The sequence below is a fragment of the Cellulomonas sp. P24 genome (assembly GCF_024704385.1).
Classification (GTDB): domain Bacteria; phylum Actinomycetota; class Actinomycetes; order Actinomycetales; family Cellulomonadaceae; genus JAJDFX01.
Map to the genome: position 1 here is coordinate 349,465 of NZ_JAJDFX010000002.1, position 26,601 is coordinate 376,065.

At 68.7% G+C, this 26,601-nt stretch carries 20 protein-coding genes, 3 rRNA genes and 1 pseudogene; 5 read left to right on the forward strand and 19 right to left on the reverse strand.

From position 1 onward, the window contains the following. The first annotated feature begins 60 nt into the window (after positions 1–60). The 3 genes from LJB74_RS01750 (at position 61) to LJB74_RS01760 (ending at position 2,829) form a co-directional block, all read left to right on the forward strand. Positions 61–1,008, forward strand: a complete 948-nt coding sequence (locus LJB74_RS01750) for an ABC transporter ATP-binding protein (RefSeq protein ID WP_259306916.1) — start codon at positions 61–63, stop codon at positions 1,006–1,008. Beyond that, the gene (locus LJB74_RS01755; protein WP_259306917.1) at positions 1,005–1,778 is read left to right on the forward strand and encodes an ABC transporter permease; all 774 of its coding nucleotides are present in this window, start codon (positions 1,005–1,007) and stop codon (positions 1,776–1,778) included. The genes LJB74_RS01750 and LJB74_RS01755 overlap by 4 nt, the downstream gene beginning before the upstream one ends. An 82-nt stretch (positions 1,779–1,860) precedes the next feature. Further along, the gene (locus LJB74_RS01760; protein WP_259306918.1) at positions 1,861–2,829 is read left to right on the forward strand and encodes a heme A synthase; all 969 of its coding nucleotides are present in this window, start codon (positions 1,861–1,863) and stop codon (positions 2,827–2,829) included. Here LJB74_RS01760 and LJB74_RS01765 read toward each other — a convergent pair. Next, on the reverse strand, positions 2,795–3,913 hold the full coding sequence (locus tag LJB74_RS01765) for a GGDEF domain-containing protein (RefSeq protein WP_259306919.1): 1,119 nt from the start codon (positions 3,911–3,913) through the stop codon (positions 2,795–2,797). The two genes, LJB74_RS01760 and LJB74_RS01765, sit on opposite strands and share 35 nt — an antisense overlap. Before the next feature lie 127 nt (positions 3,914–4,040). Between LJB74_RS01765 and LJB74_RS01770 the strand changes: the two genes are divergently transcribed. Together LJB74_RS01770 and LJB74_RS01775 are read left to right on the forward strand one after the other, a co-directional pair. After that, positions 4,041–5,054, forward strand: coding sequence for an ATP-binding cassette domain-containing protein (locus LJB74_RS01770; RefSeq protein WP_259306920.1), 1,014 nt, complete (start codon positions 4,041–4,043; stop codon positions 5,052–5,054). Then, positions 5,051–5,869, forward strand: coding sequence for an ABC transporter permease (locus tag LJB74_RS01775; protein WP_259306921.1), 819 nt, complete (start codon positions 5,051–5,053; stop codon positions 5,867–5,869). The genes LJB74_RS01770 and LJB74_RS01775 overlap by 4 nt, the downstream gene beginning before the upstream one ends. 28 nt (positions 5,870–5,897) lie before the next feature. On the opposite strand, the pseudogene LJB74_RS01780 reads toward LJB74_RS01775, so the two are convergent. From LJB74_RS01780 to LJB74_RS01865, 18 genes and pseudogenes are all read right to left on the reverse strand, one after another. Then, positions 5,898–6,487: pseudogene (locus LJB74_RS01780) on the reverse strand (NUDIX domain-containing protein). A gap of 102 nt (positions 6,488–6,589) precedes the next feature. After that, positions 6,590–8,293 carry a CTP synthase gene (locus LJB74_RS01785; protein ID WP_259306922.1) on the reverse strand — a complete coding sequence of 568 codons (1,704 nt, stop codon included), beginning with the start codon at positions 8,291–8,293 and terminating at the stop codon, positions 6,590–6,592. Between the two features lie 106 nt (positions 8,294–8,399). Next, positions 8,400–8,537, reverse strand: coding sequence for a hypothetical protein (locus tag LJB74_RS01790; protein WP_259306923.1), 138 nt, complete (start codon positions 8,535–8,537; stop codon positions 8,400–8,402). Between the two features lie 52 nt (positions 8,538–8,589). Beyond that, complete coding sequence (locus tag LJB74_RS01795; RefSeq protein WP_259306924.1) at positions 8,590–9,552, reverse strand: glycosyltransferase family 4 protein; 963 nt, start codon at positions 9,550–9,552, stop codon at positions 8,590–8,592. Beyond that, positions 9,545–11,236, reverse strand: a complete 1,692-nt coding sequence (murJ, locus tag LJB74_RS01800) for a murein biosynthesis integral membrane protein MurJ (protein WP_259306925.1) — start codon at positions 11,234–11,236, stop codon at positions 9,545–9,547. The genes LJB74_RS01795 and murJ overlap by 8 nt, the downstream gene beginning before the upstream one ends. A 7-nt stretch (positions 11,237–11,243) precedes the next feature. After that, a complete protein-coding gene (locus LJB74_RS01805) occupies positions 11,244–12,134 on the reverse strand; it encodes a hypothetical protein (RefSeq protein ID WP_259306926.1) in 891 nt (296 codons plus the stop codon). Then, entirely contained in the window at positions 12,131–13,180 is a 1,050-nt protein-coding gene (locus tag LJB74_RS01810) for a copper transporter (protein WP_259306927.1), read from the reverse strand. The genes LJB74_RS01805 and LJB74_RS01810 overlap by 4 nt, the downstream gene beginning before the upstream one ends. 37 nt (positions 13,181–13,217) lie before the next feature. Further along, positions 13,218–14,402 (reverse strand): putative cytokinetic ring protein SteA, encoded by a 1,185-nt coding sequence (gene steA, locus LJB74_RS01815; RefSeq protein WP_259306928.1) that lies wholly within the window; start codon positions 14,400–14,402, stop codon positions 13,218–13,220. Between the two features lie 6 nt (positions 14,403–14,408). After that, positions 14,409–16,130 carry a DNA repair protein RecN gene (gene recN, locus LJB74_RS01820; protein ID WP_259306929.1) on the reverse strand — a complete coding sequence of 574 codons (1,722 nt, stop codon included), beginning with the start codon at positions 16,128–16,130 and terminating at the stop codon, positions 14,409–14,411. Positions 16,131–16,133: 3 nt separating this feature from the next. Next, a complete protein-coding gene (locus tag LJB74_RS01825; protein ID WP_259306930.1) occupies positions 16,134–17,015 on the reverse strand; it encodes an NAD kinase in 882 nt (293 codons plus the stop codon). After that, positions 17,012–17,884 carry a TlyA family RNA methyltransferase gene (locus LJB74_RS01830; RefSeq protein WP_259306931.1) on the reverse strand — a complete coding sequence of 291 codons (873 nt, stop codon included), beginning with the start codon at positions 17,882–17,884 and terminating at the stop codon, positions 17,012–17,014. Before LJB74_RS01830 ends, LJB74_RS01825 begins: the two co-directional genes overlap by 4 nt. 3 nt (positions 17,885–17,887) lie before the next feature. After that, the gene (locus LJB74_RS01835) at positions 17,888–18,064 is read right to left on the reverse strand and encodes a hypothetical protein (RefSeq protein WP_259306932.1); all 177 of its coding nucleotides are present in this window, start codon (positions 18,062–18,064) and stop codon (positions 17,888–17,890) included. Between the two features lie 82 nt (positions 18,065–18,146). Further along, positions 18,147–19,181 (reverse strand): HAD-IIA family hydrolase, encoded by a 1,035-nt coding sequence (locus tag LJB74_RS01840; RefSeq protein WP_259306933.1) that lies wholly within the window; start codon positions 19,179–19,181, stop codon positions 18,147–18,149. Then, positions 19,178–19,576: a hypothetical protein gene (locus tag LJB74_RS01845; RefSeq protein WP_259306934.1), complete on the reverse strand. Its 399-nt coding sequence runs from the start codon at positions 19,574–19,576 to the stop codon at positions 19,178–19,180. The genes LJB74_RS01840 and LJB74_RS01845 overlap by 4 nt, the downstream gene beginning before the upstream one ends. A gap of 347 nt (positions 19,577–19,923) precedes the next feature. After that, positions 19,924–20,910, reverse strand: a complete 987-nt coding sequence (locus tag LJB74_RS01850) for a hypothetical protein (RefSeq protein ID WP_259306935.1) — start codon at positions 20,908–20,910, stop codon at positions 19,924–19,926. Between the two features lie 311 nt (positions 20,911–21,221). After that, positions 21,222–21,338 (reverse strand): 5S ribosomal RNA (gene rrf, locus LJB74_RS01855). 77 nt (positions 21,339–21,415) lie between these two features. Continuing rightward, positions 21,416–24,521, reverse strand: a 23S ribosomal RNA gene (locus LJB74_RS01860). Positions 24,522–24,934: 413 nt separating this feature from the next. Next, positions 24,935–26,458: ribosomal RNA gene (locus LJB74_RS01865) — 16S ribosomal RNA — on the reverse strand. Together the 16S, 23S and 5S rRNA genes form the textbook arrangement of a ribosomal RNA operon. Between the last annotated feature and the right edge of the window lie 143 nt (positions 26,459–26,601).

Below are 26,601 nucleotides of genomic sequence, written 5' to 3' on the forward strand. Positions count from 1 at the left end.
AGGTAGCCCTGAGCCGGGACCTGGGCCCCGCTGACAGCAGGCGTGCCTAGACTCTCCCCCGTGTCGCGCCCCCCTGCAGTCGAGATCCATGCACTCGTCAAGGGCTACAGCGGTCGCACGGTCGTCTCCGGACTCGACCTGACCGCCCCCGCCGGACAGGTGACCGCGGTCCTCGGACCGAACGGAGCCGGCAAGACGACGACGATCGAGTGCTGCGAGGGGCTCCGCGTCCCCGACTCCGGAACCGTGCGGGTCCTGGGGCTCGACCCGCAGCGCGACGCCCGCGCCCTTCGACCTCGCGTCGGTGTGATGCTCCAGGACGGTGGGCTGCCGACCGGCGTACGTCCGCTCGAGATGCTCCGCCACCTCGCGTCCATGTATGCGACACCGCTCGACGTCGGCCCGCTCGCCGAACGGCTCGGCATCACCTCGTTCGCCCGGACCACGGTGCGACGGCTGTCCGGGGGGCAGCGTCAACGACTCGCCCTCGCCGCCGCGATCATCGGCCGCCCCGAGCTCGTGTTCCTGGACGAGCCCAGCGCCGGGATGGACCCGCAGAGCCGCCACGCGGTGTGGGACCTCGTCCGCGAGCTCCGGTCCGAGGGGGTCAGCATCGTGCTCACGACCCACCTGATGGACGAGGCCGAGGACCTCGCCGACAACGTGGTGATCGTCGACGGAGGTGCGGTGATCGCGCGCGGGTCGGTTCGCGAGCTCACGAGCGCGGTCGACGACAGCACGCTCCGCTTCTCCGCCGTGCCGGACCTCGACACGGCGTCGCTCGCGCGCGCACTGTCCGACGACGCGAGGCAAGAGCCCGGCGGCGAGCACCGCGTGCAGCACGAGGGCGATGGCGACTTCACCGTGAACGGCCCCATCACCCCGGCGACGGTGGCCGCGCTGGCGGGCTGGTGCGCCTCCCACGACGTCCTCGTCAGCCGTCTGAGCATCGGTCGCCGCACCCTCGAGGACGTCTTCCTCGACCTCACCGGAAGGAGCCTGCGATGAGCGCCGCACCGTTGGCCGCCACCTCGGCGCCAGCGCCCGCGCCGCGCCGCGTCCTCGCGCAGGCCGGGTTCGAGATGAAGATGATCCTGCGCAACGGCGAGCAGCTGCTCATCACGCTGGTCATGCCGATCTTCGTCCTCGTCGGCCTCACCCGGAGCTCGGTGATCGAGATCGGGACCGCAGGGGCGACCCGCATCGACTTCTTCGCGCCCGGGGTGATCGCGCTCGCCGTCATGAGCACGTCGTTCACGTCGCAAGCCATCGCCACTGCATTCGACCGACGCAACGGCGTGCTCCGCCTCATGGCCACCACGCCCCTCGGCCGCGGCGGACTCCTCGCGGGTAAGGCCCTCGGTGTGCTCGCGGTCGAGGTCGTCCAGGTCGTCGTCATCGGCGCGGTGGCGCTCGGACTCGGCTGGCACCCGGTCACGAGCGGCGTGGTCGTCGCCGTCATCGGGATCCTGCTCGGGACCGCGGCGTTCACCTCCCTGGCTCTCCTGATCGCCGGCACGCTCCGGGCCGAGGGCGTCCTCGCCCTGGCGAACCTCGTGCTCGTGCTCCTCGCCGTCGGCGGCGGCATCGTGGTCCCGGCGAGCAGGCTCCCGGGCGTCCTGGCGCACCTCGCGCTCCTGCTGCCGTCGGGTGCGCTCGGCGAGTGCCTGCGCGGCGCCCTGATGCACGGCAGCCTCCCGCTCGCCTCGGTGGCCGTCCTCGTCGCGTGGACCGCGGGCCTCGCCTGGGGTGCGGGTCGACTGTTCCGATGGCACTGACCATCTGCACGTGGGCCGGTCCGGGGCCAGCACCGTCACGATGCGGCGGCTGCGCCCTGCTTCCCCGACTACGGTGTCTCCCGTGAGCACGCCCCCAGCCCCCGTCCAGGTCCCCGACTCGTCGCACGGCAACCGCCGGGCGCTGTGGCGGGCCCGGTGGGGCACATGGCCCACCCGCTGGACGTTCCCGGTCCTGGTCGCCAATCTCGTCGCGCAGGTCGTGATCATCGGTACCGGAGGCGCCGTGCGGCTCACCGCCTCCGGACTCGGGTGCTCGACGTGGCCTCAGTGCGAGCCGGGCCACTTCACCCCGATGCACGTCGACGCCGCCTCGTACCACGCAGCCATCGAGTTCGGGAACCGGATGATCACCGGGATCCTCCTCGTGATCTCGCTGCTCGTCGCCGTCGCCGTCTGGTCCGGACGGGAGCGCGCCCGCTCGTACCGGCTCCTCGGGCTCGTGCCGCTCGCCGGCGTCCTGCTGCAGGCCGTGATCGGCGGGATCACCGTGCTCGTCAAGCTCAACCCGGCGATCGTCGCCAGTCACCTGCTGATCTCGATGGCGCTCGTCGCTGCATCGACCGTGCTGGTCCGGCGTCACCGGCGCGAGGACGGCACCCCCCGCCCTGTCGTCGGACCGCTGATCGTGGTCATGTCGCGTGCGCTCGTGGTCGCGACGGTCGTCGTCCTCGCTCTCGGCGTGGTCGTGACCGGTTCCGGGCCGCACTCCGGCGACTCGGTGGTCGGCTACCGGTTCGCGGTGGACCCGGCCGCGATGGCCAAGGTGCATGCCGGTGCGGTCTGGGTGTTCCTGGTGGTGCTGGCAGCGATCCTCGTCGCCCTTCGGCGGGAGCACGCGCCGGCCGAGACCCGTCGCTCGGCACTCGTGCTCCTCGCCCTCACCCTGGCCCAGGGGGTGATCGGCTACGTGCAGTACGCGACCGGGCTGCCGGCCCTGCTCGTCGGTGTCCACATGGTCGCCGCTGCCCTGCTCACGGTCGCGGTCACGTGGTTCGTCACCACACTGAGGGTGCGGAGCGGATCTCGCTGACCGCGTCGTCGTGGCGGCGGCGCCGGTCGCGGGCCTTGGCACGGTAGAGCTGGTCGTCCGCCCGCGCGAGCAGGGCCTCCGCGTCGAGGTCGCCCGCCGGGATCCCGCCCGACCGACCCTCGTCACCCACCGGGCCATCGTCTCCTGCCGGTTCTGTGCCCCCCGCTGAGCCCACGACGCGGACCATCGTCCCGTGGTCCGCCGAACGCAGACACACCACCCCCGCGCTCCACCGGACGTCGGTCAGGGCACGGACGGTCGCGACGACCGCAGCGCCGCGCGCTTCGTCGGCCTCGGTCAGCAGGACGGCGAACTCGTCCCCGCCGGTCCGGGCGATCGCGTCGCGCCCGTGGAGCACCTGCCGCCACGAGTCGACCAGCCGCACCAGTGCCGCGTCACCGGCGGCGTGGCCGTGCGTGTCATTGAGGTGCTTGAACGCGTCGAGGTCCACCGCCACGACGCACAGCGCACCCCCCTCGGACCGGACCTGGTCGATCTCCCTCTCGAGCATCTGCTGGAACAGACGTCGGGTGAGGGCCCCCGTGAGGTCGTCCGTGGTCGAGCTCCAGCGGAGCAGCTCGAGCAGGTAGCCGAAGGTGCCCGCGCTGACCGCGACCGTCGTGACCAGGACGACCCACACCGTCGGGGCGAACGGCACCGGGGAGGCCAGCATGCCCACGGTGAGCGCCACGACGATCCCGGGGATCACCACCCGCAGCTGGCGGAACGGGTAGGCGTACGCCGCGAACTGGCTCGCGACGACGAGCCCGAGGCTCGTGAGGACGAGGCCCTCGACCGTCTGGCACGCCGCCAGCAGCACCGCACCGGTGGCGACGGACACCACGACCACCACGTGGCGCACCCCCGGCACCCGCCCGAGCAGGACCATCCCCAGCGCCATCGCGGCGAAGATCCCTGCGGCCGTCCGCCAGACCTCGACGATCGAGGAGGGCGTCAGCGGCCAGACCCCCGAGATCAGGCACATCGCCGACGCCAGGCCGAGGAACAGCGCGTAGTGCCATGGCGACGGGAAGAGCGGGAGCTTCCTGTCGTGGCCCCGAGGATGCGCGAACGAACCTGTCACCTCCTCGATATCGGCATCACGGCGCAGCGGGTCAACCCGATCGGCCAGGCGTGGCCTGTGAACATCATGTGAACGGTCGACCGTCGGCCGCCTCGCGGGTGTCGGACCCTCGCCCTAGCCTCGACCCATGGACCACGACACCGCCACGACGGGCGCCACCCGTCACGCGATCAACGCCGAGGGACTCGTCAAGCGGTTCGGGTCGGTGACCGCGCTCGACGGCATCGATCTCGCCGTGCCGACGGGATCGGTGCTGGGACTTCTCGGGCCGAACGGCGCCGGCAAGACGACCGTGGTCCGCATCCTCGCGACCCTGCTGCACCCGGACGCCGGTCGCGCCCACGTCGCCGGCGTCGACCTCCGGAAGGACCCGGCCGGCGTGCGACGGCGGATCGGCCTGTCGGGCCAGTACGCGGCCGTCGACGAGTACCTGACCGGCTACGAGAACCTCGACATGATCGGACGGCTCTATCACCTGGGCCGGCGAGCGAGTCGCGAGAGGGCCCGGGAGCTGCTCGCCGACTTCAAGCTCGAGGATGCGGCGAACCGCCCCACCCGCACCTACTCGGGTGGGATGCGTCGACGCCTCGACCTTGCCGGCGCCCTGGTCGCACGGCCACCGGTGCTGTTCCTCGACGAGCCGACCACGGGGCTCGACCCGCGGGGACGGATCGACATGTGGGAGGTCATCCAGACGCTCGTGTCCGGCGGCACCACGCTGCTGCTGACGACCCAGTACCTCGAGGAGGCCGACGTCCTCGCCGACGAGATCGTGGTGATCGACCACGGGCGGATCATCGCCCAGGGCACCTCGGACCAGCTCAAGGCCCAGGTCGGCGGTGAACGGCTCGAGATCACGGTGAACGACGGTCGACGCCTCGCCGAGGCCGGCACGCTGCTCGCTCCGCTCGGCCTCGCCAGCCCGACGCTCGACGTCCACCGCCACGCCCTGCTCATGCCGGTGAGCGGCGGCGCGAGCGCCCTCACCGACGCCCTCCGACGGCTCGACGCCGCCGGTATCGGGATCGACGACGTCGGGCTGCGCCGACCGACCCTCGACGACGTCTTCCTCACCCTCACCGGGCACGGCACTGCCGGTACCGACGACCCGTCCGCCACGGAGAAGGAGACGGCCCGATGACCATCCCGCACGTGATCGCCGACGCGCATGTCGTCGCGAAGCGCAACATCATCAAGATCAAGCGCGTGCCGGACCTCCTGGTCTTCACCGTGCTGTCGCCGATCATGTTCGTGCTGCTGTTCGCCTACGTGTTCGGCGGGGCGATCGGCGGGACGATCAGCGGGAGCAGCGGCAGCTCTGCGTATCGCGAGTACCTCATCGCAGGGATCTTCGCCCAGACCGTGATCTTCGGGGCGACGATCACCGGCGCCGGCCTCGCCGAGGACGTCAAGAAGGGGATCATCGACCGGTTCCGTTCGCTGCCGATGGCGCCGTCGGCGGTCCTGACCGGCCGCACCCTGTCCGACGTCATCAACAACGTCATCGTGCTCGTCGTGATGTCGCTGACCGGGTTGGCGGTCGGGTGGCGGATCCGCGGCTCGTTCCTCGACGCGCTCACCGGCTACGGGGTACTGCTCGTCTTCGCCTACGCCATCTCGTGGATCATGGCCTGGATCGGCATGCTCGTCCCGAGCCCGGAGGTCGTCAACAACGCCTCGTTCATCGTGATCTTCCCGCTCACGTTCATCGCGAACACGTTCGTGCCCCTGAGCACGCTCCCGTCGGCCCTCCAGCGCTTCGCCGAGTGGAATCCCGTGTCAGCGGTGACCCAGGCCGCACGCGAGCTCTTCGGCAACATCCAGCCCGGGACGCCGGAACCGACGGCGTGGGCACTGCAGCACCCGGCTCTCTACACCCTCATCTGGTCCGCAGCGATCCTCGTGATCTTCATCCCTCTCGCGAACGCCCAGTACCGGGTCTCCACGAGCCGCTGAAGAGCGAACCAGTCGCGAGAACCCCGCGTCAGGCCTGGAACGCCGGCCCGGGCACGTCGCCGGGGTGACGACGCTCGGGCCACGGCGTCTCGACCGGTCGCAGCGCCGTCCATCCCGTGGCCCGCGCCGCCTGCGCGGCAAGGATCCCGACGACGGCCGACGGGTTGTGCACGCGCCCCTCGAGCACGGCCGCCACGGCGTCGTCCAGCGGCACCCATCGCGGCTCCATCTCGAGCTCCTCGGCCTCACGGGCGAACCGCTCGTGCACCGGCACCTCGTGCAGGCCCCGTGCGAGGAACATCCGGATCGCCTCGTTGCTCCCGCCGGGCGAGGTGAAGTAGTCCACCAGCACGTCCCAGCGGTCCGCGACGAGATCGGCCTCCTCCGCGAGCTCTCGTGCCGCGGCGATCTGCGCAGGCTCGCCGTCGACGTCGAGCAGGCCGGCAGGAGGCTCCCACAGCTCGCGACCGACCGGGTGCCGGTACTGCCGCTGGAGCAGCAGCCGGTCCTCGTCGTCGATCGCGATGACCGCCACCGCGCCGGGGTGGTCGATGAACTCCCGTCGCACCCTCCCCCGTCACCGAGATCGACCTGCTCCGCGACGACGTCCCAGATCATGCCGTCGTGGAGCAGGTCACGACCCCCTGCCGGACGCGCCGCCACGACGTCCCGGAGCTCGCCGGTGCTGAGCCCTTCTCGCTGCGTCGGTGCGCGCTCCACTCAGATCGTCGCCGGCGTCGCGGTGGCAGCTGCCACCCTGACGTCCAGCGCTGCCCCGATCAACCCGGCGAACAGCGGATGCGCACGGGTCGGACGGGACTTGAACTCCGGGTGGGCCTGCGTGGCGACGTAGTACGGGTGCACCTCCGCCGGGAGCTCGACGAACTCGACCAGGGACGAGTCGGGTGACACCCCGGAGATCACCAGGCCCGAGGCCTCGAGCTCCTCGCGGTAGGCGTTGTTCACCTCGTAGCGGTGGCGGTGCCGCTCGGACACGTGCTCGGAGCCGTAGGCGGCCGCGACCACGGACCCGGGTGCGAGTACGGCGTCGTACGCTCCGAGCCGCATCGTCCCGCCGAGGTCCCCGTCGCCGTCGACGTACGCGAGCTGCTCGGCCATCGTCGCGATGACCGGGATCGGGGTACCGGGGTCGAACTCCGAGGACGATGCCTCCGCGAGCCCCATGACGTTCCGCGCGTACTCGATGACCATGCACTGGAGCCCGAGGCAGATCCCGAGCGTCGGCACGCGGTTCTCGCGCGACCAGCGAAGCGCACCGAGCTTGCCCTCGATCCCCCGCACGCCGAAGCCGCCGGGGATCAGCACCGCGTCGACCCCACCGAGCGCACGCTGCGCGCCGTCCGGTGTCTGGCAGTCGTCCGAGGTGACCCACCGGACCACGACCTTCGCGTTCTTCGCGAACCCACCCGCCCGCAGCGCCTCGCTGACCGAGAGGTAGGCGTCCGGGAGGTCGATGTACTTGCCGACGAGCGCGACCTCGACCTCGTGGACCGGGTGGTGGACGCGATGGGTGACCTGTTCCCAGGCCTCCCAGTCGACGTCGTGGAAGGGCAGGTCGAGACGTCGCACGACGTACGCGTCCAGGCCTTCGGAGTGCAGCACGCGCGGGATGTCGTAGATGCTCGGGGCATCGGGACAAGCGATGACGGCCTCGACGTCGACGTCGGACATGAGGGCGATCTTGCGCCGGGTGCTCTCCGGAAGATCCCGGTCGGCGCGCAGGACGATCGCGTCGGGCTGGATGCCGATCGAGCGAAGTGCCGCGACCGAGTGCTGGGTCGGCTTGGTCTTGAGCTCGCCGCTCGGCCCGATGTACGGGACGAGGGAGACGTGCAGGAAGAAGACATTGTCACGACCGAGGTCGTGACGCACCTGGCGTGCCGCCTCCAGGAACGGAAGAGACTCGATGTCGCCGACCGTGCCACCGATCTCCGTGATGATGACGTCCGGTGCGCTACCGACTGCCGGGTCGGCCTGCGCGCGCATGCGGGCCTTGATCTCGTCGGTGATGTGCGGGATCACCTGCACGGTGTCGCCCAGGTACTCGCCGCGGCGCTCCTTGGCGATCACGCTCGAGTAGATCTGCCCCGTCGTCACGTTCGCCGGTGCGCTGAGGTTGACGTCGAGGAACCGCTCGTAGTGCCCGATGTCCAGGTCCGTCTCGGCACCGTCCTCGGTGACGAAGACCTCACCGTGCTGGAACGGGTTCATGGTCCCAGGGTCGACGTTGAGGTACGGGTCGAGCTTCTGCATCGTGACCCGTAGGCCACGCGATCGCAGGAGTCGTCCCAGGCTGGATGCCGTGAGGCCCTTGCCAAGAGAGGAGGCGACGCCTCCGGTGACGAAGATGTGCCGGGTCGAATTGTCCGACCGCCCGGAGAGTCGATTTGCGCGCTCTGCCACGGGCTTTCACTCTACCGGACGTCTGCGACGCTCTGGACCGGACCCGCCGTCGAGCGAGCGGTCGCGACCTGCCGCAGGGCGGTGCACGTCATGGGCCTCCGGCAGCTCACCTGCGGTCCGGGAGCGGCTCGTAGACGGCCGCCAGCTGGGCCAGGACGTCCCCGATCGTCGGGAGCTCACGTGCCCGCTCGATCGCCGCCTCACCGAGAGCGGTTCGCCGTGGCTCGTCGGTGAGCAGGTGCACGATCCGCGCACTGAGGTGACCCGGACGCGCTGCGGGGACGAGTGCGGCGCCGTCAGCGGTGACTTCGCTCGTCCCCCCCGACGTCCGTCGCGACGACCGCCGCACCGAGAGCGAGCGCTTCCTGCAGCCAGAGGGGTTGTCCCTCCCACACGGCGGTGCTGACGACCAGGTCGGCGGCCGCGAGGAGGTCCGGCACGTCGTCGCGGCGACCCAGGACGACGACGGGGAGGTCCTCAGCGGCAACCCGTGCTGCAAGATGCTCACGGAGCGGGCCGTCACCTGCGACGACCCAGACGAGCCGGCTGAGCTCCGGCAGGTCTCCCGCGGCGACGCGGTCCTTGAGCAGGCCGGCGGTGTCGCACAACATGTCGATGCCCTTCTGCGGGGCGAGTCGCGCCACCGTGACGAGGAGGGCGGCATCCGGCTCGAGCCCGAGGTCGGCACGCACCTGCGACGCCGTCCGACCGACCGGCGGGCGCGCCGGTGCCGGGACCAACGCCCGTTCGGTACGTCGCGCACCCCGCTCACGCGCCCCCTCGACCAGGTCCGCCGAGACGCCGAGGACGACATCGGCACGGCGGTTGACCAGGTGCTCGAGCGCGGTCGCGACCGTCCTGACCCCCCGGCCGCCGACGGGTCGGTTGTGCAACGTCACCACGACCCATGGGCGGTCCTCGGTCCGTAGCCCGGCGACGGCCAGCACCGCCGCCGCACCGGCACGTAGCCCGTGCGCGTGCACGACGTCAGCCCCGGCAGCCAGCGCGCGCAGCCGTCGTGTGACCTCGACGTCCCGTGGTCCAGGTCGCGGGCCCAGGGGGATGGCACGGTAGGTCACCCGGCTGTCGGCGGGCGCGATCTGCCCCTCCAGGGCAGCGGGACCTGCCACCTTGACGACAGCACCTGGGCCGTCTGGCGGCTCGGCCGCGAGCGCGGCGCTGATCTGGGCGACGTGGCGCGCAACGCCTCCGGAGCTGGAGCCGAGCACCTGGAGCACGTGCTGGGGGTTCTCACCCACGAGTGACCTCCTCACCGCGAGAGCGCACCTCGTCCGAATGGCCGCTGCGCCGTACCGCGCGGATCAGCGACCGGTCGCCGACGACCACCACCGTACCGATCACCAGGACCGCGACCGTCGCGGCGACGAGTCCGGCGGACACCGACGCCGCCGCCCCGGTCCCCCACGCGTCCTGCAACCGACCCTCGGCCCACCGCCCTGCACCTGCTGCGACGACGGCACCGACGAGCGTCACGGCCACGGTGCGGGTGATCCCCGTCATGGCGTCGCGTCCCGCCGCTCGCCGCACGACGATCAGCAGGACGACACCGGCGACGAGCATCCCGACCGAGTTGCCTGCCGCGAGCCCCCGCAGGGTTCCGCCCGGATCGCCCGACGTCGGTGCCGCGAGCCGCACCCCCACGATGGAGGCGACGGCGACGGTGAACCATCCCGTGGCGACGGCGCTGACCGCTGCTCGCCCGCGTTCCAGCGCGAACAGCACCCGCGAGAGCTGGAAGATCAGGGCGTAGCCCAGGAGCCCCGGTGCCAGGAGCGTCAGGGTCGGACTCATGTGGGCGACGAGCGCAGGATCCCGGCTCGCGTCGATCGTCCCGAAGAATGCCGCGACCGCCGGGGCCACGGCGATGAGCACGGCTGCTCCGAGCATCGAGACGGCGAGCACCCCGCGGGTGCTCACCGACACGAGCTGCCCGTAGCGCTCGCGGTCACCCGTCGCGGCGTGCTCCGCCAGCCGGGGGAAGGCGGCCGTCGCGAGGGGAACGGCGAGGACCGCATAGGGAAGCAGGTACACGGCCTGGGAGTACATGAACAGGTTGATGGTGCCGAGACCACCGACGTCGTTCGCGAGCTTGGCCGTCACGAGGACCGAGACCTGCTGCGCGACCAGACCGCCGAGTCCGGCGAACGCGAGGTTCCTCGCCCGCGTCCCGACCCCTGGTGGGAAACGGAACGTCGGGCGCAGACGGAGCCCCGACCGCAGCACGGGTGCGAGGAGCGGAAGACTCATCGCCGCCACTCCGAGCGTCGTTCCCCACCCGAGCCAGGCCACAGCCGATGCCGACAGCTCACCAGGGTGGTCACGGGTCGACCCGACGGCGAGGTGCCGGAACACGAGGTAGGTGGTGATGACCACCGCACTGGAGGCGAGCGGCGCGGCGGCAGGCCAGCTGAACCGTCGCTGCGCCTGGAGCACCCCGGTGAGCACGACGCCGATCCCGTAGAGGACGACCTGAGGCGCGAACACGGCGACGAGCGACACGGCGAGGTCGGTCGTCTGGGCGGCGACCGCGGGATCGGTGGTCGGACCAGGCTGGTACAGGAGACCGACGATCGGGCGCGCGAAGACGGTGAGGAGGACGGCCGTCGGCACCAGGAGCGCGACGGCCCACGTCAGCAGGGCAGAGGCGATCCGGTCGACCTCGGTCCGTAGGCGTCGTGCGAGCGGCGCGGCAAGGAGTGGCACGACGGCGCCGGCGAGCGCTCCGCCTGCGACGACCTCGAACAGGACGTTCGGGAGGAGGTTCGCCGTGGCGTACGCGGTGCCCGTCGCGCTGGCCCCGACGCCGTACGACTGCGCCATCCACCGCCCGAAGCCCACCACCCTGCTCAGCAGGGTGATCGCGGCGATGAGCGCCGCCGCACCGGCGAGGCCGGCGCCGACGCGGCGCTGCGCGAACCTCACCACCCGCTCATCCGACGGCGCCGCGGGACGCGTCCTGGTGGACCTCGGAGTCACGGCGACCCCAGTGGTCGACGGCCCGGAGCACGGGCGTGCGGGCGATCACCTCGGTGAAGCTCACCCGCTCGCTCGCGAGGGTCAACGCGACGACACCGGCGAGCAGACCCCACCGGACGCTGCGCGGAGTGTCGAGCACGACCGCGGTGCCGAGGGCGGCTCCGATCGCGTTCGCTCCCCCGTCGCCGAGCATGTCGGTGCCGTGGAGATCTGCCTTCGCCGCCCCGGCGGCCGCACCCAGCACGGCGCCCGCGACCCCGGCGCCGTCTCGGCCGGCGAGCGCGATCGGCGCCGATACGAGCACCGCCACCTTGAGGGCACGTCCGGGCCGGAGGTCGAACAGGTTCACGAGGTTGGCACACCCGGCGATCAGCGCCCCGGACGACAGGACGTCCACCGCCCACGGGAGGCGGCGGCCAGACGGTGGGCGCGGTGTCGCAAGTACCGCTGCCATCAGGCTCGATGCACCGATCCCGAGCACCTTGAGCCCCCCGGTCGTGAGCCGACCCCGGCGAAGCGCACCCAGGTGCCCGCGAAGCCCCTTGGCCCGGTCGCCAGAGGCCTCACCGAGATCGTCGACGAGGCCGAGCACGGCGGCGCCGACTGTCGCGCTCGCGACCGCGAGAGCACCACGACGGTTCGGTGCCTCGAGGACCCCGCCTGCGAGCAACCCGGCGGCCACTGCAGGCCCTTCGAGCAGGCTCACGGGCGCTCCGCGGTGGTTCGTCCGGGTCCACCGGTCACCACCGCCCCGGAGGACGCTCTCGAGCGCGAGTCGAGTCACCGCGGTCGTCGACCCGGCGCCGACGGCTCCGCAGAGCCAGGACCGTGCCGGGTCCGTCATCCCGCCGCACCTGGCGACGACGGAGCCGTGGCACCTGTCGAGGACGGGGTCGTCGCCCCGGTGCTCCCGGTCGGGACGGGTGTCCTGTCGACGGGCTCGAGCTTGACGGTGGTCGGGATCGGCGTCAGGTCGGCTCCCGTCCCGTAGTGACCGTTCACCCCGCCGATCCTGGCGTTGAGCGCAAGGGGCACCGAGATCTGGCCGACGACCTCGTGACCGTCCGAGACGGTCGTCAGCCGGCTCGACACGGTGCTGTCGGCGAGGATGTCCGTCACGAGCCCCTGCTTGACCGAGCCGCCCACGATCACCGCACCCTCCGACCGGGCCTGGGCGGCCCGGGCGATGTCCATCTCCGCGGTCGTGACCTCCGTCGGGTCCGGGGTCGCCAGCGGGTCGCTGCTCGTCGAGATCGGACCGGCCAGCACGACGATCGCGTCGGCCGGCGCCGTCACGTCGGCGGTGGTGGTGACCAGCTTCCCCTTGACCAGGAGCTGGAGCACGATCCCGGCCGACTCGGACAAGGTGTTCGGGGCAGAGGGGTTGGCGCCGGTCAGTGACTGCGCCAGCGCCTCGGCGAGCTGGGTCTCCACGGTGGCGTTGTCCGCCGGGGCCGGGTCGAGGTACGTCGTGAGCGTTCCTGCGAGCTTCTGCCGGAACGTCGACTCACCACTCGAGGTCCAGGTGTCCGTCACCTGCACCTGGGCGCTGACGCTCGCGCCTGCTGCCTTGAGCTGCGCCGTGATCGCGTCGGTGATCGTCTGGTCGGTCTGTCCGAGGAGCACCAGCGCCACGCGACGCCCTGGGAGCGTGCCTCCGACGAGCTGGGGCGAGGCGGCCGAGAGGAACGCCTGCGCGTCCTTGAGCGACCCGTTGGCGGTGTCGAGCTCGCCCCGCAGGGCGTCCTTCTCGGTGCGCAGCTGCGCCACCTGACCCGTCAGCGTGTCCCCGATCGTCTCCTTGAGCGGGCCGGCACCGAGCGCGATGCCCACGGCGAGCGCGAGGAAGACCGAGATGAGCGAGACGATGTGGTAGCGGAAGTCGATCACGGTGCAGTCTCTCGATCAGTGGTGAGGCGGGTCGGCACTACACGCCTCCGAAGAGCGAGCCGACCCAGGAGAAGAGGTCATCGAACCGTGCTCCGGTCAGCCCGAACAGGGTCTGCCCGGCGGAGGTGGCCGACAGCGCGACGCCGAGGGCGACCAGTCCCGACAGGACGAGGAGCGACAGCTGCTTGTTGGAGATCCGCTGACGGTACAGCCGTGAGACACCCTTCGCGTCGACGAGCTTGCTGCCGACGCGCAGCCGTGTCAGGAAGGTGCTGGCCATCCCGGACCGCCCCTTGTCGAGGAACTCGACCAACGTCGCATGGCTGCCGACCGCCACGATCAGCTCGGCGCCCTTGTCGTCGGCGAGCAGCATCGCCACGTCCTCGCTCGTCCCCGTCGCGGGGAAGAGGACGTGCGGCACGCCGAGCTTCTCGACCCTCTCGAGGCCCGGGGCCCGACCGTCCCGGTACGCGTGGACCACGATCTCCGCCCCGCAGGTGAGCGCCTTGTCGGAGACCGAGTCCATGTCTCCGACGATCAGCGCCGGTGTCCAGCCGGCGTCGAGGATCGCGTCGGCACCTCCGTCGACGCCGATCAGCACGGGCCGGTACTCGATGATGTACGGCCGCAGTGTCGCAAGGTCGTCCTTGTAGTGGTAGCCGCGCACGACGACGAGGACGTGCCGACCGTCGATCGGCGTCGTGATGTCGGGCACACCGACACCGTCGAGCAGGAGGTCCCGTTCGCGGCGCAGGTAGTCCATCGTGTTCGCCGCGAAGGACTCGAGCTGGACGGACAGACCGGCGCGGGCCTCTTCGAGATTGGCTGCGACCGTCTCGGGCGTCTGCACGACCCCCTCGGCGACGAGCTGCCCGTCGACGTGCACCGCCCCGTCGAGGACTCGCACGAGCCGCCCGTCGGTCAGGGACATCACATCGGGTCCGAGGTCGTCCACCAGGGGGATGCCCGCCTCGAGGAGGATCTCAGGCCCGAGGTTCGGGTAGCGCCCCGAGGTCGAGCGTGCGGCGTTGAGCACGGCTGCGGGCCGGCAGGTCACAAGCGCCTCGGCTGAGACCCGGTCGATGTCCTGATGGTCGATCACCGCGATGTCGCCGGGCATCAGCCGCTTGGTGAGCGACTTCGTCCGCGGGTCGACCCGGGCGGGTCCGTGCACACCGGGTTCGGTCGGGACCGGTTCGTGTCGGCGCAGGCTGAGTTTCATCGCAGGTCATCGTCCCATGCTGGACTGCTCGAGGAGCTCAGCGGCATGCGCTCGTGCCGCCTCAGAGTCCTCCTGCCCGGAGAGCATCCGGGCGAGCTCGCGGACACGGTCCTCACCCTCGACCTGCCGGACGTCGGAGTCGGTGACGACGTCGCCGCCATCGGCCCGGGACTTGGTCACGACCAGATGGTGCTCGGCGAACGCGGCGACCTGAGCCAGATGCGTCACGACCACGACCTGCGACCCTCGCGCGAGAGCGGCGAGCCGCCGCCCGACCTCGAGCGCCGCGCGACCGCCGACCCCTGCGTCCACCTCGTCGAACACGAACGTCGGCGGTCGACTCGCCCCGGACGACGGCGCTGTGGCCAACGTCACCTCGATCGCCAGCATGACGCGGGACAGCTCGCCGCCTGATGCCCCCTTGCCCAGCGGGCGCGCCGGCGCCCCACGGTGCGGGACCAGCCGCATCTCGACGACGTCGCTGCCCCACGGCCCCGGCTCGGGAGCCGGTTCGACCGTGACCTCGAGCGACGCCCCAGCCATCGCCAGTCCGTGGAGCTCCTCCGTGACCGCCGACGCGAGCAGCTCGGCCGCGGTCTGACGCCGCCTACTGATCGAGCCGGCGAGCGCCACCAGGCGCGACTCGACCCGGTCACGCCGCTCCGTGGCCCGCGCGAGCCGCTCGTCGCCGCTCTCGAGCTCGAGCAGGCGCAGCCCTGCTCTGGCCCCCCAGGCGAGCACCTCGGACACGTCGGCGCCGTAGCTGCGCATGAGCGACCCGAGCTCGGCCCGTCGGTGCTGCACCGCGTCGAGGCGACGTGGGTCCGCCTGGAGGTCGTCCAGGTAGCGCGCGAGGTCCGTGGACACGTCTCCGATGCCGTAGCTGATCCCGGCCAGACGCTGCGCCAGCTCGGCGAGCACCGGGTCGTGCCCGGCTACGTGCTCGAGTGCCTGGCGCGAGGCCTCGACGAGCAGCATCGCCGCGACGCCCTCGGCACCGTCGTCCGACCCGGCGAGGGCCGTGTGTGCGAGCGCGGCGGCGGTTCGCAGGTCCTCGGCGTGGCCGAGCCGTTCCGCCTCCGCCGCGAGCTCGATGTCCTCACCCGGCTGAGGCGAGACGCGCTCGATCTCGTCGAGCCCATGCCGCAGCAGGGCCGTCTCGCGCTCGAAGTCGTCGCGGCGTGACGTCAGCTCGTCGATCTCCTTCAGGAGCTGCGCCCGCTCGTTCCACGTCTCGCGGTACTCCGCAAGCTCTCCCTGGTGCTCGTCGCCGGCGAAGGCGTCGAGCGCCTCACGTTGCCGTGCCGGGGATCGCAGCCGTGCCTGGTCGGCCTGCCCGTGTACTGTCACGAGGTCGTCGGCGAGCTCGGCGAGGACCGCTTGCGGCACGCTGCGTCCGCCGAGGAAGGCACGCGAGCGCCCTTCGGCTGCCACCGTGCGCACGAGGATCAGTCCCCCGTCGTCGTCGGGCTCGGCCCCGGCGTCCCGCGCACGTGCGAGCACCGGTGAGTCAGCGTCCACCCTCACCCGCCCCTCGGCGCTGGCCGACGCCGAGCCGGCGCGCACGGCGCCCGGGTCCGCCCGCCCCCCGAGCAGCAGGGCGAGCCCGGTGAGGACCATGGTCTTGCCCGCGCCCGTCTCTCCCGTGATCACGGTCAGGCCAGGCGCGAGTCGCGCGTGCGCGCTCGTGATCACGCCGAGGTTCTCGATCCGGATCTCCTCGAGCACGGCTCAGCCCTCGTGCCCGCGAGCGGTCCTGCGGCGGTTCGCCGCACGTCCTCGCCACCCGATCACCGGAAGGTCGAACTTGCTCACGAGCCGATCCGTGAACGGCGCGCTCGTCATGCGTGCGAGCCTGACCGGAACGGCCCCCTTGCGTACCTCGACGCGCGTCCCGGCCGGGAGGTCGGTCTGGCGACGACCGTCGCACGTCAGGACCCCGGCACTGCCCGTCCGTGTGAGGAGCTCGACGGCGAGCACGCTGCCGGGGCCCACGACGAGCGGGCGCGCGAACAGTGCGTGTGCCGACAGCGGGACGAGCATCATGGCGTCGACATCGGGCCAGACCACCGGTCCGCCGGCGGAGAACGCGTGCGCGGTGGATCCCGTCGCCGTGGCCATGACCACGCCGTCGCAGCCGAACGACGACAGCGGGCGCCCATCGACCTCGATCGCGACCTCCACCATCTTGGCGCGTTCACGCTTCTCGACCGTCGCCTCGTTGACGGCCCAGCCGATGATCGGCGCGCCGTCCCCGGGCAGCAGCGTCCGCACGTCGAGCGTCCCGCGCTCATCGACCTCGTAGTCCCCGGCAGCCAGACGTCGCACGGCTGCTCCGATGTGATCGCGCTCGCTCTCGGCGAGGAAACCGACATGTCCCAGGTTGATGCCGAGCAGGGGGATGCCTGTCCCGCGGGTGATCTCCGCTGCGCGCAGGAGCGTACCGTCGCCGCCGAGCACCACGGCGAACTCGAGACCGTCGATCCCGTCCGCCCAGTCGATCTCGTGGACAGGCTCGATGCCGACGGCCTCGAGTTCGGCCACCGCCTCGTCGGTCGCGATGCCGGCGTCTTCACGACCGGTATGGGTCACCACGAGTGCGCGCCGCGTCATGCGTCGTCCCCGCCGGTCCGGGTCATGTCGCTGCCGCCTCCGATGCCTCGCTCGATGATCGCCCGGATGGCGTCGTCACCGGGCCCGCCGCCTGCCGACACAGATGCTCGCTCCTTCAGCCAGAGGAAGTACTCGATGTTGCCGCTCGGACCTGGAAGCGGGCTCGTGACGACGTCGCGCGGTTCGAGCCCCTCGGCCACTGCTGCCCTGGCGACGGCACCCACTGCCGCGTGCCGCAACGCAGGCGAGCGCACCACACCGGTCGACCCCAATCTCTCACGCCCGACCTCGAACTGAGGCTTGACCATGAGCAGATATTCGGCGGAGCGTGCCGCGACGGCCCGCAGAACGGGGACCACCAGGGTCAGCGAGATGAACGAGAGATCGGCGACAACCAGCGTGGGGGCGGGGTCCATGTCGCCGGCGACGAGCGTCCGGACGTTCACCCCGTCACGCACCTCGACCCGTGGGTCGTCTCGGAGCACGGGGAGAAGCTGATCGTGGCCGACGTCCACCGCGCCGACGTGCCGGGCGCCTCGGCGGAGCAGGACGTCGGTGAAGCCACCGGTGCTCGCCCCGGCGTCGAGACAGATCCGATCACGGGGGCTCGGTGCCTCGAGACCCCACCGTCGTTCGAGCTCATCGAGCGCGCCCGCAAGCTTGAACCCGGCGCGCGAGGCGTAACCGGGGTCACGGTCGTCGTCCCGGACCTGGAGCTCCTGGTCCGCGCGCGTGCCGGACGACGCCTTCGTCGCCGGGACGCCGTCGACCGTCACTCGTCCGGCAGCCACCAGCTCCACCGCGTGCCGCCGAGACCGCGCCATCCCGCGACGCACGAGTTCCACGTCGAGCCGTCCCTCAGTCGTCACCGGTCACGCCTCGGTGTCGGCGAGCCGATCCTGAAGGACGGAGTGGATCGACTCGTACACGGCCACGTGATCCTTGACGACCGCGGCCGACAGCTCATCGAGCCGGGTGAGGGCCTCGTCAACGGCGTGGTCGCCCGTCGAGGCGCGCTCCTCGTCACCCTCGTGCATCACCGTGCTCATCGTCCTCCCACTCGGAACGGGTGACTCTCATGCAGGCGCACCAGCGCTTTGCTCGACCACGCTACCGGGACACCGAGCACCATCACGCGTTGTGCACAACGATCTCCGGGACGGTGCCCGGATCAAGGGTCTCTCCGGCATCGACGGCCGCCCAGGCTGCGCCGCAGGCGGCCCGGACAAGGTCGACACGTGCCTCGACGTCGCTCGATGATCCCGGGTCGAGCTCAAGCGCGCCGTTGACGACCCGCGCCGCGGCGTCTCCGCAGCGCCACCACCCGTCGCCTGCGGGCATCGGGGCCTCGTGCGGGACGAGCAGACTCGTCAGGTCCGCACCGATGTAGTGCGGGCGTTCGGAAGGCACCGCGAGGATGTCGTCGCGCGCACGGCTCACGCCGGTCAGGACGTGCAGGCCCGGAAGGTCCCCGGCCCTGGCGCCGGCGAGGTCGGTGTCGAGCCTGTCGCCGACGACTAGCGGCGAGCGTGCCCCGGCTCGTTCGATGGCCAGCCGGTACATCGTCGGAGAGGGCTTGCCTGCGCTGTCGGGCACGACGCCCGTCGCCGCCTGGACCGCGCCGACCAGCGCGCCGTTACCTGGGGCGAAGCCACGCGCGGTGGGGAGGCTGAGGTCGAGGTTGCTCGCCACGAACCAGGCGCCCCGTTCCACCGCGTAGGCGGCTTCGGCAAGGTTCGCCCATCCGAGCTCCGGGGCGAAGCCCTGGACCACCGCATCGGGCCCGTCGTCGGCGGATGTCACGATCTCGAAGCCAGCGGCGCGCACGGCGGTCACGAGGCCCGCTCCGCCGACCACCAGCACCTTCTGCCCGGGTGACAGTCGACGGGTGAGGAGTGCGGCTGCGGCCTGGGCGGCGGTCATCACCTCCGAGGCCTCGGTCGGGATCGCCAGGCCCGTGAGCTGTGCCGCGACTGACTCCGGCTCCCGCGAGGCGTTGTTGGTCACGAAGACCATCCGCATGCCGCAGGCTCTCGCACCGGCGATGCCCGGTGCTGCTCCCTCGATCGGCTCGTGCCCCCGGTAGGCCACACCGTCCAGGTCGACGAGTGCGAGATCGTATTTCTCCGCCAGCGGGGTGTCAGATCCCAGCAGCGTGCTGTTCACGCGCCGCCCTCACCTTCGAGCGTGTCAGTCGGTCGGACTGCATCATCAGACAGGACCGCACCGTCACGCGATGCAGGATCCGCTGCCGCCGAGTCTTCACCCAGACCGGTTTCCTTCTCGTCGGGCGCGGCCGAGTCGTCCTCATCGGGCTCGAGGTCGTACACGACGATCTCGTCGTCGACCTCGACCTCGCCGGCCGCCTCGGCGAGCTCATCGGATGTGAAGCCCTCCAAGAGCGTCGCCGCCTCGGTTGTGCGACCGGCGGCCTCGAGCGCTGCCGCTCGTGCCTGCGCGACACGCACCGCTTGCACGCCGCTGGCAGCCTCCACGGATGTCCCGGAGAGCGCGGCGACGGCCGCCTCCGCTTCGCCCAGGTCGAGGCGCGCACCGCTCAAGACGATCGCCAGCTCGATCCGGGCTTCCGGACCGAGCTCCTCTGCCTCCGGTGAGCCTGCGAGTGCGACTGCACGGTCCGGCCGTCCGAGCCCCCGCTCACAGTCGGCCATGATTGCCAGGTGCTCGGACGAGCCGTTCAGACGCCGCACCGTTCGGAGCTCACGTAGGGCCTCGGCATACCGACCAGTCCGATAAGCGGCAAGCCCAGCGGCCTCACGGACGACGTCGACGCGACCGCCACGATGCGCCGCTGCCTGCGCGTGCTCGTACGCCCGCTCCGGGTCGGTCTCGAGCAGCCGCCCCGCCATTACGAGGTGAAGTCCGACGATCTCCGCGTTTTCCTTGGTCAGGGTCCGCAGGCGAGCCCGGACTGACCGATCGAGATCTGAGAACTGGATGTCGTCCGGGAGCGCCGGTGCGTCGGTCCGCGCCGACTGCGGGGGCCGCGACTCTCGCCGCACACCCTCAGACGACCGCGCACGCTCGGAACGCTCGCCACCGGGACGGTAGGGCGCACGCTCAGGACGCTGGGCCCCTCCACGCTCGGAACGCTCACCAGCAGGACGGTAGGGCGCACGCTCGGAACGCTCACCAGCAGGACGGTAGGGCGCACGCTCGGAACGCTCACCACCGGGACGGTAAGGCGCACGCTCAGGACGCTGGGCCCCTCCACGCTCGGAACGCTCACCGGCAGGACGGTACGGCGCACGCTCGGCACGCTCACCACCGGGACGGTACGGCGCACGCTCGGCACGCTCACCACCGGGACGGTACGGCGCACGCTCGGCACGCTCACCACCGGGACGGTACGGCGCACGCTCGGCACGCTCACCACCGGGACGGTACGGCGCACGCTCGGCACGCTCACCACCGGGACGGTACGGCGCACGCTCGGCACGCTCACCACCGGGACGGTACGGCGCACGCTCAGGACGCTGGGCTCCTCCACGCTCGGAACGCTCACCAGCAGGACGGTAGGGCGCACGCTCAGGACGCTGGGCTCCTCCACGCTCGGAACGCTCACCAGCAGGACGGTAGGGCGCACGCTCAGGACGCTGGGCTCCTCCACGCTCGGAACGCTCACCAGCAGGACGGTAGGGCGCACGCTCAGGACGCTGGGCTCCTCCACGCTCGGAACGCTCACCAGCAGGACGGTAGGGCGCACGCTCGGAACGCTCACCACCGGGACGGTAGGGCGCACGCTCAGGACGCTGGGCTCCTCCACGCTCGGAACGCTCACCAGCAGGACGGTAGGGCGCACGCTCGGAACGCTCACCACCGGGACGGTACGGCGCACGCTCGGACCGCTCACCAGCAGGACGGAACGGCGCACGCTCGGCACGCTGGGCCCCGCCACGTGCGCCCGCGCTGTCAGACCGCATCGCACTGCGACCTGACGAGTTGCGCTCACGCCCCGCGCCGCTGCCGGCCGACCGGGCTTGACCGGTGCTAGGCGCGCCAGACGTACGGGGGCGCTTCTTGTCGTAGTCCACTCGTGCTCTCCTCATAGAACTGTCTACGCCATCGTCTCATCCAGGAACGGTATGGCGACAAGCTGCGTGCCGAGCAGGGGTGCAGGTCATCGCATCGCCGGGCCCCCACAACAGAAATAGCCACCCCGTGGGGTGGCTATTTCTGAATGGTGTCCGGCGGCGTCCTACTCTCCCACACAGTCTCCCGTGCAGTACCATCGGCGCTGAAGGGCTTAGCTTCCGGGTTCGGAATGGGACCGGGCGTTTCCCCTTCGCTATGACCGCCGTAACTCTATGGAGATATTCATTCGCGGTTCGCGATCGTATCTCGAGAACCGCACAGTGGACGCGTAGCACCTTGAAAGGTGTGTCAAGTTGTCGGCAAATTAGTACCGGTCAGCTGCGTGAGTCGTTAGTCCTCACTTCCACATCCGGCCTATCAACCCAGTGGTCTCGCTGGGTGCCTCTCGGGGTCAAGCCCCATGGAAACCTCATCTCGAAGCAGGCTTCCCGCTTAGATGCTTTCAGCGGTTATCCCTTCCGAACGTAGCTAACCAGCCGTGCTCCTGGCGGAACAACTGGCACACCAGAGGTTCGTCCGTCCCGGTCCTCTCGTACTAGGGACAGCCCTTCTCAAGTTTCCTGCGCGCGCAGCGGATAGGGACCGAACTGTCTCACGACGTTCTAAACCCAGCTCGCGTACCGCTTTAATGGGCGAACAGCCCAACCCTTGGGACCTACTCCAGCCCCAGGATGCGACGAGCCGACATCGAGGTGCCAAACCATGCCGTCGATATGGACTCTTGGGCAAGATCAGCCTGTTATCCCCGGGGTACCTTTTATCCGTTGAGCGACGGCGCTTCCACAAGCCACCGCCGGATCACTAGTTCCGACTTTCGTCCCTGCTCGACCTGTCAGTCTCACAGTCAAGCTCCCTTGTGCACTTGCACTCGCCACCTGATTGCCAACCAGGCTGAGGGAACCTTTGAGCGCCTCCGTTACATTTTAGGAGGCAACCGCCCCAGTTAAACTACCCACCAGGCACTGTCCCTGGTCCGGATTACGGACCGAAGTTAGATATCCAGAGCGACCAGAGTGGTATTTCAACGTTGACTCCACCGACACTGGCGTGCCGACTTCACAGTCTCCCACCTATCCTACACAAGCCGCACCGAACACCAATACCAAGCTATAGTAAAGGTCCCGGGGTCTTTCCGTCCTGCTGCGCGTAACGAGCATCTTTACTCGTAGTGCAATTTCGCCGAGTTCACGGTTGAGACAGCGGAGAAGTCGTTACGCCATTCGTGCAGGTCGGAACTTACCCGACAAGGAATTTCGCTACCTTAGGATGGTTATAGTTACCACCGCCGTTTACTGGGGCTTAAATTCTGAGCTTCGCCTTGCGGCTGACCCGTCCTCTTAACCTTCCAGCACCGGGCAGGCGTCAGTCCGTATACATCGTCTTGCGACTTCGCACGGACCTGTGTTTTTAGTAAACAGTCGCTTCTCCCTGGTCTCTGCGGCCCTCAAACGCTCCCCCAGCAAGTGGGTTCACGCCTCAGGCCCCCCTTCTCCCGAAGTTACGGGGGTATTTTGCCGAGTTCCTTAACCATGATTCTCTCGATCGCCTTAGTATTCTCTACCTGACCACCTGAGTCGGTTTAGGGTACGGGCGGCTAGAACCTCGCGTCGAGGCTTTTCTTGGCAGCATAGGATCACCCAATATCGCGCATTCGCGCTCACCATCAGCTCTCAGGATATGTGAGAGGCGGATTTGCCTACCTCTCTCCCTACAGCCTTGAACGTGGACAACCACCGCCACGCTGGGCTACCTTCCTGCGTCACCCCTGTTAATACGCTTACCTACTACCAGCTCGGGTCGCGCGCTCCACCATCACCGTCCCCGAAGGGACATACGGACAGCTTCAGGCGCTTAGCATCACCGGGTTCGGCATGGGCGGTTCTTCGCCGGTACGGGAATATCAACCCGTTGTCCATCGACTACGCCTGTCGGCCTCGCCTTAGGTCCCGACTTACCCAGGGCGGATTAGCCTGGCCCTGGAACCCTTGGTCATTCGGCGGACGGGTTTCTCACCCGTCTTTCGCTACTCATGCCTGCATTCTCACTCGTGTGGGCTCCACCACTGGGTCACCCCGCAGCTTCACTGCCCACACGACGCTCCCCTACCCATCCACGCACCTGGACCGAAGTCAGGTTAATGCGTGAATGCCACAGCTTCGGCGGTATGCTTGAGCCCCGCTACATTGTCGGCGCGGAATCACTTGACCAGTGAGCTATTACGCACTCTTTCAAGGGTGGCTGCTTCTAAGCCAACCTCCTGGTTGTCTGTGCAACTCCACATCCTTTCCCACTTAGCATACGCTTAGGGGCCTTAGCTGGTGGTCTGGGCTGTTTCCCTCTCGACTACGGAGCTTATCCCCCGCAGTCTCACTGCCACGCTCTCACTTACCGGCATTCGGAGTTTGGCTAACGTCAGTAACCTTGTAGGGCCCATCGGCTATCCAGTAGCTCTACCTCCGGCAAGAAACACGTGACGCTGCACCTAAATGCATTTCGGGGAGAACCAGCTATCACGGAGTTTGATTGGCCTTTCACCCCTAACCACAGGTCATCCCCTCGGTTTTCAACCCAAGTGGGTTCGGTCCTCCACGCGGTCTTACCCGCGCTTCAACCTGCCCATGGCTAGATCACTCCGCTTCGGGTCTAGAGCACGCGACTGAATCGCCCTATTCGGACTCGCTTTCGCTACGGCTTCCCCACACGGGTTAACCTCGCCACGTACCACTAACTCGCAGGCTCATTCTTCAAAAGGCACGCTGTCACCCCTGCTAGGGAGGCTCCAACGGTTTGTAGGCACACGGTTTCAGGTACTATTTCACTCCCCTCCCGGGGTACTTTTCACCTTTCCCTCACGGTACTTGTCCGCTATCGGTCACTAGGTAGTATTTAGGCTTACACAGTGGTCTGTGCGGATTCACACGAGATTTCTCGGGTCCCGTGCTACTTGGGATCCCCCTCGGGAGGCCACGCCATTTCGTCTACGGGGGTCACACCCTCTGTGCCGGGCCTTTCAATGCCCTTCGACTATGACGCGACTTTCTGACTCCCTGTCGACTCGGCAGAATCAACTGAAAGGTCCCACAACCCCGATCACGCAACGCCTGCCGGCTATCACACGCCATCGGTTTGGCCTCTTCCGCTTTCGCTCGCCACTACTCACGGAATATCTCTTCCTGTCGGTACTGAGATGTTTCACTTCCCGACGTTCCCTCCACACACCCTATATATTCAGGTGCGGGTCACTGGACATGACTCCAGCGGGGTTTCCCCATTCGGACATCCTCGGATCACGGTTCGTTTGCCAACTCCCCGAGGCTTATCGCAGGCTACAACGTCCTTCTTCGGCTCCTAGTGCCAAGGCATCCACCCTGTGCCCTTAAAAACTTGCCACAAAAATCTTACAAAGATGCTCGCGTCCACTGTGCAGTTCTCAAGCTACGAGCGGACCGTGCGATCCCCGGCGCCTGACCCAACCCCCAAAGGAGCCGAACCGGTTCACCCGGACCACGCACACCCGCGCAGCCACCCACCCCAACCCCGAAGGACCGAAGCAGATCGCCCCGAGCAACCCTGCGTCCCCCACCCGGGGAACAGCCGGATCCCTCAGGACCCAACAGCGTGCCAGACCACACCCACCACCCACCCAGGTTCCACCCGCACCCCCGAAGAGACACGACGTACTACCAGACAAGCGCTACGCGCAGCCATAGTTGATGTTCCACCCTTGAGCACCACCCCCGACACATACGGCCGAGGCATGGGCCTGGACACACGCAACCAGTGCGCATGCCAGAGCTCCTTAGAAAGGAGGTGATCCAGCCGCACCTTCCGGTACGGCTACCTTGTTACGACTTAGTCCCAATCGCCAGTCCCACCTTCGACGGCTCCCCCCTCAAGAGGTTGGGCCACCGGCTTCGGGTGTTACCGACTTTCGTGACTTGACGGGCGGTGTGTACAAGGCCCGGGAACGTATTCACCGCAGCGTTGCTGATCTGCGATTACTAGCGACTCCGACTTCATGGGGTCGAGTTGCAGACCCCAATCCGAACTGAGACCGGCTTTTTGGGATTCGCTCCACCTTGCGGTATCGCAGCCCTTTGTACCGGCCATTGTAGCATGCGTGAAGCCCAAGACATAAGGGGCATGATGATTTGACGTCATCCCCACCTTCCTCCGAGTTGACCCCGGCAGTCTCCTATGAGTCCCCACCATAACGTGCTGGCAACATAGGACGAGGGTTGCGCTCGTTGCGGGACTTAACCCAACATCTCACGACACGAGCTGACGACAACCATGCACCACCTGTACACCGACCTTGCGGGGAGCACATCTCTGCACTTTTCCGGTGTATGTCAAGCCTTGGTAAGGTTCTTCGCGTTGCATCGAATTAATCCGCATGCTCCGCCGCTTGTGCGGGCCCCCGTCAATTCCTTTGAGTTTTAGCCTTGCGGCCGTACTCCCCAGGCGGGGCACTTAATGCGTTTGCTGCGGCACGGAACTCGTGGAATGAGCCCCACACCTAGTGCCCAACGTTTACGGCATGGACTACCAGGGTATCTAATCCTGTTCGCTCCCCATGCTTTCGCTCCTCAGCGTCAGTTGCGGCCCAGTGACCTGCCTTCGCCATCGGTGTTCCTCCTGATATCTGCGCATTCCACCGCTACACCAGGAATTCCAGTCACCCCTACCGCACTCTAGTCTGCCCGTACCCACTGCAAGCCCGAGGTTGAGCCTCAGGATTTCACAGCAGACGCGACAAACCGCCTACGAGCTCTTTACGCCCAATAATTCCGGACAACGCTTGCGCCCTACGTATTACCGCGGCTGCTGGCACGTAGTTAGCCGGCGCTTCTTCTGCAGGTACCGTCACTTTCGCTTCTTCCCTGCTGAAAGGGGTTTACAACCCGAAGGCCTTCATCCCCCACGCGGCGTCGCTGCATCAGGCTTTCGCCCATTGTGCAATATTCCCCACTGCTGCCTCCCGTAGGAGTCTGGGCCGTATCTCAGTCCCAGTGTGGCCGGTCGCCCTCTCAGGCCGGCTACCCGTCGTCGCCTTGGTAGGCCATTACCCCACCAACAAGCTGATAGGCCGCGAGTCCATCCCAGACCAATAAATCTTTCCAGACGCTCCACATGCGTGGACGTCTCATATCCGGTATTAGCCGTCGTTTCCCACGGTTATCCCAGAGTCAGGGGCAGGTTACTCACGTGTTACTCACCCGTTCGCCACTGATCAGACAGGGCAAGCCCCATCATCACCGTTCGACTTGCATGTGTTAAGCACGCCGCCAGCGTTCGTCCTGAGCCAGGATCAAACTCTCCGTAAATGTCTATCAGTCACCCCACACCCGAAGACGCGAGGAAACAAACACACGAAGAAGCCCCCCAGGAACAACCCCGGGAGACCATTCAATCTGGCAAGAAGCACACCTGCCCACGGGATGGACAAGCACACTCCCAACCAACACCC

What these genes read in the sequence shown, in the direction of transcription:
- LJB74_RS01755 (WP_259306917.1), top strand. Translation starts at nt 1,005, where the DNA reads ATGAGCGCCGCACCGTTGGCCGCCACCTCGGCGCCAGCGCCCGCGCCG.
- LJB74_RS01770 (WP_259306920.1), top strand. Translation starts at nt 4,041, where the DNA reads ATGGACCACGACACCGCCACGACGGGCGCCACCCGTCACGCGATCAAC.
- LJB74_RS01775 (WP_259306921.1), top strand. Translation starts at nt 5,051, where the DNA reads ATGACCATCCCGCACGTGATCGCCGACGCGCATGTCGTCGCGAAGCGC.
- LJB74_RS01805 (WP_259306926.1), bottom strand. Translation starts at nt 12,134, where the DNA reads ATGACGGACCCGGCACGGTCCTGGCTCTGCGGAGCCGTCGGCGCCGGG.
- steA (WP_259306928.1), bottom strand. Translation starts at nt 14,402, where the DNA reads ATGAAACTCAGCCTGCGCCGACACGAACCGGTCCCGACCGAACCCGGT.
- LJB74_RS01825 (WP_259306930.1), bottom strand. Translation starts at nt 17,015, where the DNA reads ATGACGCGGCGCGCACTCGTGGTGACCCATACCGGTCGTGAAGACGCC.
- LJB74_RS01835 (WP_259306932.1), bottom strand. Translation starts at nt 18,064, where the DNA reads ATGAGCACGGTGATGCACGAGGGTGACGAGGAGCGCGCCTCGACGGGC.